This is a genomic window from Actinoplanes subglobosus (genome assembly GCF_042650585.1).
GTDB classification, from domain to species: Bacteria; Actinomycetota; Actinomycetes; order Mycobacteriales; family Micromonosporaceae; genus Actinoplanes; species Actinoplanes subglobosus.
In genome coordinates, this window is sequence record NZ_JBHSBL010000017.1 from 324,373 (window position 1) to 338,518 (window position 14,146).

A 14,146-nucleotide genomic window follows, 5' to 3' on the forward strand; every position below is an offset into this window, starting at 1 on the left:
GGCCGGCCTTTTTGCATCCCCGCTAGATCGTGCTGCGGAACTGGTTGGCCGAGTCGACCGCCGCATGCGTGAGCTGCACCGCCTCGTCCAACCGGGTCCGCGCCTGCTCCAGCTGCGCGATCGCGGCCACCGCGGCCGGATGGAACGAACCCACGGCGGTCACCCGCAACCGGGCCAGCGCCTCGTCCAGCTGGTCCGAGACGACCCGGATCCCGGCGACGGCCCGCTGCGCCCCGTCCACCGTGGCCGCCACGTTGACCTTGACTTCTTCGACGTTCGCCACCGCGTCCCCCTCAGAAAAGCGCCCCGCCACCGTAGCCCGCGCACGTCAGCAGCACCGGCGTCAAACAGGTGACCAGGCCCAGCATCGGCGTCCGGTCGACCCGCGCGCCGTCGCCGCCGTAGACGAAACCGATCGTTGCCCACCCCAGCCCGAACGCCAGCAGCGGCATGCTCAACCCACACACCAGCGCCGGCATCGACGGGCCCGAACCCACGAGGAACAGCAGCACCTGCACCAGCAGCACCGCGGCCGCGAAAGGCCCATACACCAGCAGGTTGCGCACCCTCGGCCGCTCCGGACCGGCCGGACCGGGCCCGATGAAGGCGTTGTCCGCGGCGTCCGCCGTGGCCCGGGCCTCCCGCAGCGCCGACAGCACGGCCGGCGGGCCACCGGCCACCCGCTCCATCGCCGCCGCCTGGTCCGCCGGATGCGGCGTCAGATCATTTTCCGGTACGCGGAAATCGCGCGCCAGCCTCGCTCGTTGCGGGGACAACCGCGCCCGTACCGACGTCAGCTCCTGCCTCGCGGCCGCGACCGTCGCGGCATGCTCGCCGGCCACCGAACTCGCCGCGCGCCGCACCGAGTCGAGCTCCTGCGCGGCGGCGAGATAGTCCTCCCACGGACCCGGCGTCGGCGGCCCCGGCTGCACGGGGATCACACCGTGCTGTTCGGCCTGATCGGTCACGGCTCGTCACTCTCCGGGTCTACGAACGGGACCACGGTCACCGTGCGGTCGGCATGCCGATCGTGCAGCAACGCCCTGTTCGCCCGCGGCTGCCAGTCGACCGGGCGGCCCAGCAGCAGCGACACGTCGGACTGCGGCACGTTCAGGAAGAACAGCCCGGCCACGTCCTCCCGTCCCATGCTGCCGCCGATCTCCTCACTGAACCGGCGCACCCCACGCCACCACGACAGCAGATGCGCCCCGCGGCTCGGACCCTCCCGCAACAGCTGCCGCAGGCCGCCCAGCGTGCCCGGAGGCGCCGCGTCCATCCCGAACACCACCCGGTAGCCGGGGCGCTCGGCGTCGAGCTCAGCGGCCAGCCCCGCGGCGTCGACGACCTCGACGTCCTGCCGGTGCGCCACCTCGGCGGCCAGGGCCGCCGCCCGCGCGTCACCCTCGGCGACCAGCGACGCGATCACGAACCGAGCCGTCCGCGGCGGATGGCACGCGGCCAGGCTGCGGGCCGCCGCGTCCAGAGCCTCCGCACCGGCCGTCTGCGACCCCAGGATCGCCAGATGCCGGCCGGGCGACGAATCGAGCGGGAACGCCGCCGTCGACAGGGCCACGTCGATCACCCGGCCCAGCATGGCGGCCGGCCGGGCCACCCGGCCCGCCAGCGCTGCCCGATAGGTCGGGTCGTCGGCCAGATGCTGCTGCGCGTAACCCGCGAAGATCTTCGGCGGCTGCGACTCCGGGTCGCGGGCACCCCACAACCGGTGCCGCAGGTCGCTGAGCAGCTCCTGATCGGCATGCGGGTCGGGGAAGCGGACCACCCGCTCGTGACCGCGGGTGGCGCCCCGCGGGCCGCCCAGACCACCCGCCGTGTTCACCACCGCACTGCCCATCGGCAGACCCGCCGCCGAATCGTTCGTCGGCTCCAGCACGTCACCGCCGCCCGGAAGGGCGATCCGCACCGGGAACTGGCCGAAGATCGAGTCACGTTTCGCGTACAGCGCCTCGACGCCCAGCACCGTCTGGCTGGCCAGGACCAGATGGATCCCGTAGGACCGGCCCTTGCGGGCCAGCGACTCCAGCAGCGCCACCGCCTCGGCGGCCATCGGGTCGTTGCCGGCCAGCAGCACCTGGAACTCGTCGATCACACACAGGACGCGGGGCAGCGGACGGCCGCGACCCTCCTCCTCGGCGACCGCGCGCAGATCCGCGAAACGCGAGACACCTGCCCTCTTGTACGCCAGCGAGCGACGGCCCATCTCGGCGTCGAGCTCGCGCAGGACGGCCAAGCCGTACTCCCGATCGGACTCGACACCGACGGCCCGCGCGTGCGGCAGCCACGTCCGGTCCCGCTGGGTCGGCACGAACTCGGAGAACGACACGCCCTCCTTGAAGTCCAGCAGGTAGAACGCCAGCTGGTCGGGGCTGTAGCGGGCGCCCAGCCCATACAGCACGTTGATCAGGAAAGCCGTCTTGCCGGCACCCGACCGGCCGCCCAGCATCCAGTGCGGGGTCAGGTCGTTGAAGCGCAGCACCAGCGGCACATCACCGTGATGGCCCACCACCGTCTCCACACCGGCCGCCGCGTCCTGTGACCACGGCTCCTCGCCCGGCTCCGGCAGCAGATCGGCCAGCGTCACCCGGGACGCCTCCGCCGAATCGGCCGCCAACTCCCGGCAGACCGCGTCGATCAGATGCGGCGGGGGATCCTCGTCCAGGAACACCGGCGCGTTCAGCCAGGCGGTCTCCGGCGCCGAACCGAACGACGCACCCGGCGGGTCGCCGACGATCGCATACGGATTACGCACCGAGATGGCGGTCGTCCGCGGCAGCGGCGCCTGCGTCGTCTCGGCGGTCAGCGGAGGCGGCGGCCAGCCCGCCACGATCAGGTGCAGCCCCGAATCGGGGCCCTGCTGGGCCAACGCCGCGATGCGCCGCAGCTCCTCGCCCTCGGTCATCTCCGGCAGACTCGCGATCACCACGAGCAGGACCCGGTCACGCCGGGCCCGGCGGCCCGCACCGGCCCGCGCCGGGCGCAGCCATTTCTCCGCCTCGGACAACACGTCCCGCAGGCCCTGCCGATCGGTGGCCGGTGGCGCCATCAGGCCGGCGTCGGCCAGCTCCTCGAACGGCTCGAACACGGCCCCGCCGCCCACCCCGTCGACCGCGCGCACCAGCAGCGAACCCGCCGGAGCGGCCGCCAGCAGGCGCAGCAGCAGCGACCGCAGCAGGCCGAACACCCGCGGATCGGTGGCCGTCGCGTCGACCGTCAGATGGCCCGTCCCGAGCAGTGGCACCACCGCCGGGAACCGCACATCGTCCAGCGGCTGCGCCAGACCCACCCGCACGAACTGCGGGATCGCCGGACCACCGAGCGGCGCCACCGCCGACAACGCGCTCAGCGTCGAACCGAGCCAGCCCGGCGCCAGGTGCGCCGCCGCCGCCCGCAACCGATCGGCGAGACGATGCTGCTCACGCGGGTCGGCAGCGGCCGGCGCGAACGCCTCCAGAGCGACCGCGGCAGCATCCGCCGTCGCCACCGCCTGCCGGTGCAGAGCAGCGGCCTGCCGGACCCGCAGAGTCGAATCCGCCACTGCCGTCACCTCCTGTCCGCGGAATAAAACCTATCCCAGACCCATCCGGTCACCGCGTTGCGTACCCGGTGCGACTTTCGTGCCGGACCCGGCCGCATCCGTCCAATCTCGACCTCCGGAGAAACGGTGCGTGCCGGTTTGAACTCGAAGCGTGCAACAGCGGTATGCGCTGGTACAGGAACCGTGCGAGGGAGGCTGAGGTGAACGTCACCCGGGAGTACGACGAGCCGGCCCGATCCACCCGAGAGACGGACTACATCGCCTCCACCGGGGAGGGAGCCGACGGACTCGTCCGGATCGAACTCGACGGCGCCGGACGCCTCTGGGACGTCGTCCTCGCCCCGCAGGTCACCGAACTCACCGTCGACGAGCTCCGGACCGCCCTCTTCGACGCGATCACCGGGGCACAGGCCGCCATGCCGGCAACGGCCTTCGACACGGCCGTCGCCGACGTCAACACCACCGCCGAACGCCGCTTCGCGGAGATCTCCGAAGCCCTGCACGACCTCTCCCGGCGGGCGGCACGCCGATGAACGTACGCGTGAAGGTCGACCCGCAGACCGTCGCCGCCGCCGGAAGCGCCCTCGCCGGGATCGCCCAGCGGATGGCCGACGACCTCGCCACCCTGGAGACCACCGTCACCGGCCCGGCCACACCGTGGGGCGAGGACGAGAACGGCAGCGTGTTCGCCCTCGCCTACCGATCCGTCCTCGGTCACGCCCTCAGCGCCCTCGGCAGCCACGTCCAGCAGATCGGTGAGGCCGCCGTCGGCCTGCACGCCCAGGCCCGGGCCATCGCCGCCACCGACGACGAGGCCGCGGCCGGACTGTCCGGGAGCCGGTCATGACCATCGAGCTGCCCGCTGAACTCACCGAGCCGCTGTCCTGGCTCGGTCTCAGCTGGCCCGAAGCCGACGAGGACCGCCTGCACGCCGACGGTCTGGCCTGGATCGAACACGCCACCCGGCTGCGCCGGCACGCCGCCGAGGCCGACACCGCCGCCCGCCGGGTGTGGCTGGAGAACGAGGGCGCCTCCGTCGACGCCTTCGAACAGTGGTGGAACGGTGACGACGGCCCCGGACGGCACCTCGACGACGCCGCCACCGCCGTCGAACTCATCGGCGCCGGCCTCATCGCGATGGCCGGCCTCACCACCGCGCTCAAAACCGCCTACATCGCCCAGCTCACCCTCCTGGCCTTCCAGGTCGGCCAGGCCGTCGCCACCTCCGTCGTGTCCGCCGGAGCCACACTCGCCGAGATCCCGGTCTTCGTCGCGGCCAGCCGCCTCGCCTGCCGCCAGCTGCTGCACCGGGCGCTCCAGGTCGTCGAGGGCGAGATCGCCGACGTGTTCCTCCAGGCGGCCACCCTGCTACGCACCGCCGGCACCAGGGCCGCCGCACAGCACGCCGGACAGCTCGCCCGGCACTTCGGCCAGAACTCCGAGTTCCACCGGCTCATGCGCGAGGTCGAACGGGCCGACGTCCGCAGCCCGGTCAACGGCGCCAACTTCTACTCCGGCAAGCTCGAGGACGGAACCCGGATGCGGGAGATCGCTGAGAAAAACACCGACGGCGTCACCAGCGTCACGCTGGAACAGACGCCCGGCGGCGCCAGGTTCGACGACATGCTTCTCTTCGAGAACCACTCGCCGATCCGGTCCAAGCAGGCCGAGGACATCTGGGGACGGCTTTCCGAGAGGTACGCCGAAGGCGCTCAGGGCGACGTGACAGCGTGGTCGCACAACCCACGGGTCAACAGCATCTGGAATACCGTCGAGAAACCGGCCCTGGATCGGAATCCGGCAGTGACGAATATTAGTGTCATCGATCCCGAAGCGTGACGTCGTCGAATGGAGACGGAATGGGCGTCGAGGACATCCGCAGCCAGGAGGCAAGGACCGACACGGGCGTGGTCCTGCGCAGCGTCGACCGGGAGACACTGCGGGCCGACTACCGGGGCCGGAGCATCGTCCTGCCGGTGGACCGCGGCGCCGGCAGTCACGGCATCTACCTGCCGGCGGTCCCGGCCTGGGACGACGGCGAGCCGGTCGAGGCGGCGGACCTCTCGGTCGTCAAGGAGGCGGTGGTCGAGGTGCTCCGGCACTGGGGGGCGGACACCGAGTTCATCACGCTGAGACGAGCCTGACGATGTCCGGTCCGACATGTCGATCATGGACTGGGGCGATGGACGAACTAATGTCGTACACATGGGACCGCGAGAGCCTGAGACCGAAGCCGGCTTCACGCCACCGGCGCCCCGGGCCGACGGTGAGGCCGTGACAGCGCCCGCAACGCCACTGGGCGGTCGGCCCGGCGCGGGCCGCGGTCGCTTCCAGAGCCGGCGGGCGCGCTTGGCGCTGGCCCTGACCGGTGGTTTCCTGGCCCTGCTGTGTGTGGGCGGGGTGGGAGCCTTCTACGTCCTCTACGACGAGGCCACCGAGATCAAAAGGACCGAGCCGGACGCCGTCGTCGACAGCTTCCTGGCGGCGACACTGGTCAACCGAGACGACCAGGAGGCGTTGCTCTACCAGTGCAAATCGGGCGGCGACTTTCAGCAGTTGGTGGAGTTCCGAGACGACACGGAGAAGCGAGAGAAGGACTTCTCGGTCGGCATCGCCGTCACCTGGGCGAGTCTGGAGGTCAACATCGCTGGCACGAATGGCACGGTGAGCACCGATCTGACGCGGACGATCTCGGGCCAGGCCGGCCGGGACAGCACTGCCTGGCAGTTCGCGGTGGTGGACGAGGACGGCTGGCGGGTCTGCGGAGCCACCAAGATCGGCTGAGTGTTACTCGACCCAGATCAGATGCGCCGGCACTTCGAGGGTGCGGGGTAGTTTGCCGCTCCACCCCCATCTGTACCAGTCGAGTTCCTGAGCGACACGCACGCTGACGGTTCCGTCGTCACTTATGTGCGATTCGGTCACCGCCCGGAGGTCGCGCCGTTCGTTCCCGTCGTCGAGAATCTGCGTCACCCGTCGCCCAGTCAGGGTGTCGGCGTCGATGGCGGACACCGGCGGCCGGCGAGGGGGCTCGTCGAGCGAGACCAGGTGATTCACCTTCGCCCCGGGTGTCGTCGTGCCGGAGAAACCCAGCTCCTCGACCCAGACGCGCTCGACCGGTACGAGGGCGGCGAAAACCTCGGTGCGCTCGGCCTCGGCGCGGTACCACTCCGCCTCGGGCATCACCGGGACGTAGGTGCGGCTGCCCTGTATCACCTTCTTATCGGCGCGGAGGTCGCCTCGCCAGCCGTGGCCCGGCAGCCCGACGAGCACGCGGCGGCCACGGAGCTCTCCGGCCATGGTCGCCGGAGTGGGCACTATCGGACGTGGCGAATCCAGCGCTCCGTCACGCCGGCCACTGAAGGGGTCCGGCATAGATCCGCTGCTCATCCCTCGTTCCCCAACGGGGCGCCCTGCCCCTGCATGAACCGGACCGGATCGACCGCTCCGGCGCTCGACCGGTCGTTGCCGAGGTGGACCTCGAAGTGCAGGTGCGGGCCGGACGAGTTGCCGCTGCTGCCGACACGCCCGATCTGCTCGCCTGCCACGACCTGCTGATTCTTCCGCACGAAGGGCTGCTGCACCATGTGACAGTAACGCGTCATCACGTTGCCCGCATGGACGATCTCGACCATCCACCCGCAGCCGCCCTTGCCCGGATAGCCGTCCACATTGCAGCTCTTGCGGCCGCGGAAGTCCTCGTCACACTTGACCACCGACACCGTGCCGCTGGCCACCGCGTAGATCGGCCGGTACTTGTCCACGCTGATGTCGACACCCTGGTGGGTGGGCCGGGACGCGCTGCGGAAGCCGGAGCCGACCGGCCCCTTCAGCGGGATGGTCCAGCCTGACGCCGCGATCGCCCCGGACACCGAGCATTGGAGCGTCACCGAATCGCCGATGGCGTTGGCGGCCCCGTTGGCGAGCAGGTTGACGATCTGCGTCGCCAGCGGTTCGTGCTTCGCGTAGGCGTCGGGATAGGCGCTGATCTGCACCGCCTGGGCGGCCCTGGTCAGGGCCATCTTCTCCCAGCCTTTGATCGACTTGAGCTTCGTGTAGAACTTGGTGCTCGCGTAGACCGGGTCCCGGACCTGTTTCGGCGTTCCCCAGCCGGAACTCGGCCGTTGCTGGAAGAGACCGAGTGAGTCGTGGTCGTTCCGGTCGCCGAGATCACCGAGGTTGTTCAGGCCCGACTCCTGCATGGCGGTCGCCACCGCGATGACCCACGCGCGCGGAGGCAGGCTCATGTCCGCGCCGACGTTGATGATGATCGCTGCGTTGCGGATCTGGCCGGCGTCGTAGGGACTGATACCGGGCAGCTGCGAATCCGGATCCAGAGCCCCACCCTTACCGCAGGCCAGCGAGGCGTTGAGGAAACGGTCGCTGCTGTCGTTGCGCAGACCGCTCCACACGAGGATGGTGACGCTGCCGCCGCAGCACAACAGAGCGAGGGTGACGACCAGGGCGACCATGAAGACCGCCTTGCGCGGGCGCCGGAGGCTCATGCCGGTTCCCAGTCGATGCCGTCGACCAGCCAGGCGCCGTCCGGTGCGATCATCCGGAGCCCCAGTTTGCCGTTGTCCATGGTGACGGTCGCGTTGACCAGGCTGTCGCTGACCGCGACCAGGCTGGGCCTACCGACCACTCGCTCGGCCGGCACTGCGGCCGGGTCCACGCCACGCAACTGCTCGGTGAGGCTCTGGGTGGCGTTCGGCTGGAGGCGGCTCAACCACTTCTTCGCGGTCACGTCGCTGTGGTCGACCCAGGCGGAGGCGAACGCGTAGGCCACCGCCTCCGGCTGCGCCCGCCCCGGCGCGGTCTTCGGCGAGGGCGGTGGGTCGGACGAGGCGACGCTGTCGTCATCCGACGGGTCGATGCTGATCGCCGGTAGCGGACTGCTTCTGCCCAACGGGGCGGTGGCCTGGCCGTCGGAGAAGAGCCGCCCGATCCCGACGACTGCCAGCACGATGGCGCCGAGGACGATGGCGACGCCCCAGCGGGACCGGAAGATGCCGTTGAGAGTGCGTGTGATCAGCCCGGACATGCCACTCACCGTGCCTCGGAGCGCACCCGCGGGCTGGCCGGCTCCTCACTCGTCGCCCCGGTTTCGGGCCGGTAGATCGCGTAGGAGGCCGGCCGCTCGGACACATCCGGTTCGGTCCAGTCGGAGGTACCACGTGTGCGTACCGGAGTAGCGCGATCTTTTTCGGACGCGACAGGTACTGGGCGGTCGTCCCGCACGGTCTCGTTGCCGTCCGGACGAGTGGCCGGACCGGCGGGGACGATCTCCGCCTCCCGCCGGGGGGTGGTCGAGGAGTCTTCGAGACGGGCCTCCGGGCGGAGGTTGCGCTGCTCGAACTGGCCCTTGCCGAAGGTCGGCTCACGGGTGCCACCGGGCTCGGCGACCTCCAGTTTCGCGGCCTCGCGCATGTCACGGAAGAACCGCCGGTGCCACGAGCCGCCGGAGGCGATGGCGGCGGCACTGTCCTTGCCGCCGAGCTGGGTGATCCGGCGGTACGGCCGGAGCAACAGCCAGCCGACCACGCCGCAGAGCCAGACAAGCACGACCTGCAGCCAGCCGGCCAAGCCGACGGTGTTCATGATCAGGTCCACGGCGAACAGGTAGATGGCCGCGCCGGTGCCGAAGATGGCGATGTTGAAGAGCGCGGCGACCACGGCGTTGCCCAGCCGGCGGACGCCGCCGCTGGCGGGCCGGAGAAGGCCGATCGTGCCGAGGATGGGCGCAGCGATGACAGCCCAGCGGAAGATCAGGAAGCCGAGAAGGACGAGGATCGACGCGGTGATGTCGAACATCGCGTACATGAACGCCGCCAGCATCGCGATGAAACCGGCACCGACTCGCTCCATGCCCTTGGCACCCTGGAGATACTCGTAAGCCTCGGGGTCCTCGGTCCGGATCTGCTCCGCGACCTTCATCCACTGGGTCTGCTTCCGATCCAACGTGGGCTCGCGGGTCGCCGGGTTGGAACGGATCTTCTCGACCTCGTCCCAGCGAAGCGATCGCGCGTCGTACAGCGCGGGGCCGTACTTCTTCGCCGTCTCGGTGTCGGCCGAGCCGAGAACCCCACGCAGCCAGTTCCGGTAGAGCATGGTCTCGGTCGCGGTGTCACTGGCGCGAACCGCGGGTGGGCGATTGTCCTGGCAGGCCTCGGGTCCGAGCGGGCACTCGCCGGCCGTCTCCTTGGGCTGCGGGCCGACGGCTTCGTGGACGACGCTGAGCGAGGTGATCAGACTCTCGTCGGCGATCCGGGCCGATTGGACCGGCCATGCGGCGATGGCGGTGACCACGACCATGATGAAGATCGCCCAACCGGCAGTCGTCGTCGCCGCTCCCATCTCCGCCTGCCGGGATCGCCAGAGCAGGTAGAGACCGACGACGGCGAGAGTGACGACACCGAAGACGGTGAAGACCTTCTGGTAAACGGCCTTGGTGGCCTGGTCGACCAGTGGATCGGCCCAGCCCCACAGGGTCTCCGGGTTCCAGGCACGCTCGCGTAGCGCGTTCGAGGCACCGATCACCGCAGTGGCGATCATGAATTCACCGTTGGCGATGGTGGTCTCGAACTTCTGATCCGCGTCGACAATCGTCGACGCGCAGCCGCCCTCCAGGTCATAGGTGACGAAGGTGTACCCGGCGTAGCCGTAGTCGCTGTAGAGGCCGGGGAAGCTGTTGCTGGTGGAGGACGCGGGCCGCTCGGCGAACCAGCCGGCGAGGCCCGAGTCCGGAGTGCTCGGCGTCGGCGGGTTGAGGCACCCGGCACGGGTGTCCACGACCTCGGCGAGGCGATCGACGCAGGCCTTGAAGTCCTGCTGCCACTCCTCGACGCTGCACGCGCCACCGGGAACCTGAGCCGGCACAGCAGCCGAAGCCGCCCCCGGTGTCGCGACCGCCCACGCTATCGACGCCACCGCCAGCACGAGCAACGCCGTGAGAAACGCCAGCCCCCGCCGCACCATCTCAAACCTCCAGGTCGGACGGAAGTGACACAGCCGTCGTCGGCGGTGTCACGCCCGGTGTCGTGTCCAGGTGTTCGAGCAGTCCGTCGACGTACGAGACGTCGACGCGCACCTTCTGGACCCGGCCGTCCACGTCCCGCATCACGAACTCTCGGAAGCCGAGCCGGTGCTGGGAGGCGGAGTCGACCTGGGAGAGGGACGCCAGCGTCGCCTCGTACCCGTCGTGGACGGGGACCCGCAGCAGTCGCAGGGCCTCGGAGGCGATCTCCTGGTCCTCGGCGATCCGGCCGACGAAGACCGTGGAGACGAGGTTTTGCACGTCGAGGCCGAGGATGTCGCGCGGGTTCTGGGAGGCCACGAAGGCGGCCAGGTTCCATTTACGGGAGTCGCGGGCGAGACGGACCAGGAACGACCGGCCGGATCGCCAGCCCTCCATGAAGTGGGCCTCGTCCAGGCCGACCATCTTGCGGGACGACATCGAGCCGCCGTAGCAGCGCCGGACCGCGAGCCGGTGGGCGGTGTGCAGCATCGGCAGGGCCAGGGACTCCTCGGCCGACCAGTACTCCCGCTCGATTTTGAGGTCGGGCAGGCGCAGACCGGCCATGGTGATGACGGTGAGGGCCGCGTCGGCGCCGAGCAGGTGCTGCGGCGGGTGCCCGAAGAAGAGCAGCGCGAGCGGCATCTCGGCGGTGTCGAGGAGCAGGTTGGCGAGTTCCTTGCCTTCGTCGTCGTCGAGGCCCTGGAGGGTACGCACCACGTCGTCCAGGGTGGACGTCTCCTCGGCGGGCACCTGCCGGACCGCGTGGCGCAGCAGGGTGGCGGTGGACGCCTCCTTGGCGACCTGGGGCGGCACCAGCATCGAGCAGATGTCCTGCACGAGCATGCGGCGTTCGGCCCGGGCGTTGGAGACCGCGATCTCGTACTCCCGGTCGCCGGCCGGACCGGTCGGGAACTCGGACCGGACCGGGGTGGGGATGAGCGAGTACGGCGCGAGCGTCCCCTGCTCGGAGCCGGTCAGGTTGAGCACCCGGCTGTACGGCCGCAGCTCGGGCATCTGGCAGAGCCGGGCGAGCGGGCCGGACGGGTCGAGCAGGGTCACCTGGACGCCGCGGCGGGCGTTGAGGTAGCCGAGAGCGCCCATCAGCGTCGACTTGCCACCACCAGGCTCGGCCACGAGCACACCGAGCCCGGAGCGTTCGCGCACCTCCATCGGGAAGTGCAGGTCGAGGAAGACCGGCCGGCGGCAGGTGCCCGCGGTCCGCCCGATCAGGTCGCCACGCCGGTCACCGACGGTGGATGCCGCCTGGGGCAGTGCCGCGGCGAGCAGTTTGACCGGCATCCGGCGGACGTAGCCGGTGTTGGCGATCGGCTCACCCGGGATGAACTCGCGGGCCAGCTGGTCCTGGTTCTTCGGGTGCTGGAGGGAGATCCGCAGCTCACGGGAGTAGAGCTGGATGAGCCGCCGGGCCCGCTCGAGACATTCCTCGCGGGTGGCGCCGCCGACCGCGATCCGGTGCCAGCCGTGCGCGCGGGCCGAGTCGGTCGGCAGGCCGGTGGTCATCTCGTCGCCGATCACGAGCGCCCGCTTGGCGAGCCGCTCCAGCTCGGGCGGGGCGTCGATGCCGTGCTCGGCGTAGTCGAGCTGCTGGGACCGGATCATCCGGAGCCGGTGCTCGAGGTTCTTGAACGAGCCGGTGGCGCCGAGGATGTCGATGCGCGACGACAGCTCCATCGGCCACGGGAGCCGCTCGTGGAAGTGCATCCACGGCTCGTGTTTCTCCGGGATCTCCAGCGGCTCCATCCGGCCGACGGAGAGGACGGCGACGTGCCGTTCCTCACCGGACATCCGGTTGACGAGCTTGACGGTCGACCCGTACGGCGTCCGGTAGCGCTCGACCGCCTCGGTGAGCGCGAGCAGGTCACCGGTCTCCCAGTGCCCGTTGCTGACCGGGGAGAGCAGGCCGGGCGGGGCCATGCCGAGCGCCACCGACCGGTACAGGAGCCATTCGAGTTCCTGCGGGGTGACCCGTCGCCCGCGCATGCCGAACGCGTTGAGCACCTCGTCGAACTGTTCGACGGTGCGTCCGAGTTTGCGGCGCTCGCCGTCGGAGGTGCCCTTGCCGAAGGCTCGCAGGATCCGCTCGGTGAAGGTGTCGCCGAGCGACCGCCGGGCGAACGTCACGCCGAGGAACGTCTGTCCCTCCGCGTGGTTGACCGACAGCAGGTGCCGCTGTGCGGCGACGAGATGGTCGGACCAGGAGGTGGAGCCGTGCACGTCGGGCAGCGGCCGGGTGGTGAACGAGTCGACGGTGCGGGCCCACTCGTCGGCCGGGAACGGCCGGGTGGTGCGCCGCAGGTGCAGCCGGAATCCGGCGAGCCCCGCGTACTGCTCGGAGATGGCGCTGAGCAGCGCCTCCCGCTCGGCGTCGGGCCGGAACGCCCAGCGCACCTCGGGCAGGTAGTACCACGCCGTGACGGTGCTCTGGGTGAAGGTCAGGTGCCCGGCGATCTCGCTGATGGCCAGCTCGACGGAGGGGTCGCGGTCGTTGAACTTGAGCTTCTGCGGCCGCAGCGGAGCCGGTTTCGGCTCCTTCTTCTCCTTGCGCTTGGCCGGCGCCTTCTCGGAGCGGCGGGCCGGGGCCTTCTCCGGGGGCGCGACCGGCAGCGGCGGGGGAGGCGCGGGCACCGGGAGCGGCACCGGCGACTGGATCGGCGCGGGCTGCTGCCACAGCGCCGGCGGCTGGGCGACCGGCGCCGGCGGCCAGTCCTCGAAGTCGTTCCACTCGTCGTCGTCGAGTTGATCAGGAGCGACGACGGGATCCGGGGGGACGATCGGCTCCGGGGCGACGATCGGTTCCGCGCCGGCGACGAGATCAGGGGCGACGACCGGCTCCGGGGCGACGGTGTGCCCGTTCAGGGCGGCGAGGGCGGCCGGTGGTTGAGGATCACTCGAACGGGGAACCGCTGCTCCACCGAACAGGTCCAGGAACGGGGAGTCGATGTCCATACTGGTGTCGACGGCGGTGGCGCGCGGCCGGACCGGTTGCGGCGCCTGGAAGACGCCCACTCCACCATGACCCGGCGTCGCGACGAGTTCGTCGGCTTCGCCGAGCGAATCAGGCGAGGAGTAGTGGTTCGAACGCACACCGTTACTCTGCCTGCCCGGGGACGAGGCGTCCGCCGGGGGATGCCCGTGCGGATACGTTCCGGTCATGCGTGGACCTCACGTGCGCGGACGACCTGGCAACTGGTCATACCAACTCCTCCCGGACCCGGATGCGAGTGGCGACAAGCCTTGGATCGCGCTGCTCAACGGCGGGTTCGCGGGTGCGGCGCCAGTCGGTGAGCGCGGTGCGGATGACGACACGGGCCGGACGGTCCGGGTCGACATGGCGGAACACGTACGACGTACTGACCATGGCCAGGGCGATCTCCCAGGCCGGGAACGGGTCGAAGTCGAGCGTGAGCGCGTAGTGGATGGCCATGAAGAGCGGCACCAGGACCACGAACATCCCGTACTGCGCGTACGGCAGGTGGACGGGCAGTGTGTAACCGGGCGGGCCGAGATAGACCAGGCGCGCCCGGTAGATGTCGTCGTCGGTCCGGAGCCGCATC

14 protein-coding genes are annotated in these 14,146 nt (G+C 70.5%); 5 read left to right on the plus strand and 9 right to left on the minus strand.

Features of this window, described 5'->3' with window-relative positions; translation table 11 throughout:
* Positions 1-22: 22 nt before the first annotated feature.
* From ACFO0C_RS19385 to ACFO0C_RS19395, 3 genes are read right to left on the minus strand one after another with little or no spacing between them, the layout of a single operon-like run.
* Positions 23-283, minus strand: coding sequence for a hypothetical protein (locus ACFO0C_RS19385; RefSeq protein WP_378068048.1), 261 nt, complete (start codon positions 281-283; stop codon positions 23-25).
* A 10-nt stretch (positions 284-293) separates the two neighbouring features.
* A complete protein-coding gene (locus ACFO0C_RS19390; protein ID WP_378068049.1) occupies positions 294-968 on the minus strand; it encodes a hypothetical protein in 675 nt (224 codons plus the stop codon).
* A complete protein-coding gene (locus tag ACFO0C_RS19395; protein WP_378068050.1) occupies positions 965-3,562 on the minus strand; it encodes an FtsK/SpoIIIE domain-containing protein in 2,598 nt (865 codons plus the stop codon). Before ACFO0C_RS19395 ends, ACFO0C_RS19390 begins: the two co-directional genes overlap by 4 nt.
* A gap of 191 nt (positions 3,563-3,753) precedes the next feature.
* Here ACFO0C_RS19395 and ACFO0C_RS19400 point away from each other — a divergent pair, with 191 nt between their 5' ends.
* The 5 genes from ACFO0C_RS19400 (at position 3,754) to ACFO0C_RS19420 (ending at position 6,337) form a co-directional block, all read left to right on the plus strand.
* Positions 3,754-4,086 (plus strand): hypothetical protein, encoded by a 333-nt coding sequence (locus tag ACFO0C_RS19400; RefSeq protein WP_378068051.1) that lies wholly within the window; start codon positions 3,754-3,756, stop codon positions 4,084-4,086.
* Positions 4,083-4,400 (plus strand): hypothetical protein, encoded by a 318-nt coding sequence (locus ACFO0C_RS19405; RefSeq protein WP_378068052.1) that lies wholly within the window; start codon positions 4,083-4,085, stop codon positions 4,398-4,400. The genes ACFO0C_RS19400 and ACFO0C_RS19405 overlap by 4 nt, the downstream gene beginning before the upstream one ends.
* A complete protein-coding gene (locus ACFO0C_RS19410) occupies positions 4,397-5,392 on the plus strand; it encodes a WXG100-like domain-containing protein (protein WP_378068053.1) in 996 nt (331 codons plus the stop codon). Before ACFO0C_RS19405 ends, ACFO0C_RS19410 begins: the two co-directional genes overlap by 4 nt.
* A 20-nt stretch (positions 5,393-5,412) precedes the next feature.
* Positions 5,413-5,697, plus strand: a complete 285-nt coding sequence (locus ACFO0C_RS19415) for a hypothetical protein (protein ID WP_378068054.1) — start codon at positions 5,413-5,415, stop codon at positions 5,695-5,697.
* Positions 5,698-5,827: 130 nt separating this feature from the next.
* Positions 5,828-6,337: a hypothetical protein gene (locus ACFO0C_RS19420; protein ID WP_378068055.1), complete on the plus strand. Its 510-nt coding sequence runs from the start codon at positions 5,828-5,830 to the stop codon at positions 6,335-6,337.
* A 3-nt stretch (positions 6,338-6,340) separates the two neighbouring features.
* Here the strand turns inward: ACFO0C_RS19420 and ACFO0C_RS19425 are convergent, their stop codons facing one another.
* Genes ACFO0C_RS19425 through ACFO0C_RS19450 form a run of 6 tightly spaced genes read right to left on the minus strand, consistent with a single transcriptional unit; the run spans position 6,341 to position 14,145 of the window.
* Positions 6,341-6,943, minus strand: coding sequence for a hypothetical protein (locus tag ACFO0C_RS19425; protein ID WP_378068056.1), 603 nt, complete (start codon positions 6,941-6,943; stop codon positions 6,341-6,343).
* A complete protein-coding gene (locus ACFO0C_RS19430) occupies positions 6,940-8,058 on the minus strand; it encodes a M23 family metallopeptidase (protein WP_378068057.1) in 1,119 nt (372 codons plus the stop codon). The genes ACFO0C_RS19425 and ACFO0C_RS19430 overlap by 4 nt, the downstream gene beginning before the upstream one ends.
* A complete protein-coding gene (locus ACFO0C_RS19435) occupies positions 8,055-8,597 on the minus strand; it encodes a hypothetical protein (protein WP_378068058.1) in 543 nt (180 codons plus the stop codon). Before ACFO0C_RS19435 ends, ACFO0C_RS19430 begins: the two co-directional genes overlap by 4 nt.
* A gap of 5 nt (positions 8,598-8,602) precedes the next feature.
* On the minus strand, positions 8,603-10,531 hold the full coding sequence (locus ACFO0C_RS19440) for an MFS transporter (protein WP_378068059.1): 1,929 nt from the start codon (positions 10,529-10,531) through the stop codon (positions 8,603-8,605).
* A gap of 1 nt (position 10,532) precedes the next feature.
* Complete coding sequence (locus ACFO0C_RS19445; RefSeq protein ID WP_378068060.1) at positions 10,533-13,745, minus strand: ATP-binding protein; 3,213 nt, start codon at positions 13,743-13,745, stop codon at positions 10,533-10,535.
* A gap of 37 nt (positions 13,746-13,782) precedes the next feature.
* On the minus strand, positions 13,783-14,145 hold the full coding sequence (locus ACFO0C_RS19450) for a hypothetical protein (protein WP_317789765.1): 363 nt from the start codon (positions 14,143-14,145) through the stop codon (positions 13,783-13,785).
* Position 14,146 lies beyond the last annotated feature (1 nt).

Bases quoted from the DNA above. Each gene is read 5' to 3' on its own strand.
- ACFO0C_RS19425 (WP_378068056.1), bottom strand. From the start codon at position 6,943: ATGAGCAGCGGATCTATGCCGGACCCCTTCAGTGGCCGGCGTGACGGA.
- ACFO0C_RS19440 (WP_378068059.1), bottom strand. From the start codon at position 10,531: ATGGTGCGGCGGGGGCTGGCGTTTCTCACGGCGTTGCTCGTGCTGGCG.
- ACFO0C_RS19415 (WP_378068054.1), top strand. From the start codon at position 5,413: ATGGGCGTCGAGGACATCCGCAGCCAGGAGGCAAGGACCGACACGGGC.
- ACFO0C_RS19435 (WP_378068058.1), bottom strand. From the start codon at position 8,597: ATGTCCGGGCTGATCACACGCACTCTCAACGGCATCTTCCGGTCCCGC.
- ACFO0C_RS19430 (WP_378068057.1), bottom strand. From the start codon at position 8,058: ATGAGCCTCCGGCGCCCGCGCAAGGCGGTCTTCATGGTCGCCCTGGTC.
- ACFO0C_RS19410 (WP_378068053.1), top strand. From the start codon at position 4,397: ATGACCATCGAGCTGCCCGCTGAACTCACCGAGCCGCTGTCCTGGCTC.
- ACFO0C_RS19445 (WP_378068060.1), bottom strand. From the start codon at position 13,745: ATGACCGGAACGTATCCGCACGGGCATCCCCCGGCGGACGCCTCGTCC.
- ACFO0C_RS19405 (WP_378068052.1), top strand. From the start codon at position 4,083: ATGAACGTACGCGTGAAGGTCGACCCGCAGACCGTCGCCGCCGCCGGA.
- ACFO0C_RS19450 (WP_317789765.1), bottom strand. From the start codon at position 14,145: ATGCGGCTCCGGACCGACGACGACATCTACCGGGCGCGCCTGGTCTAT.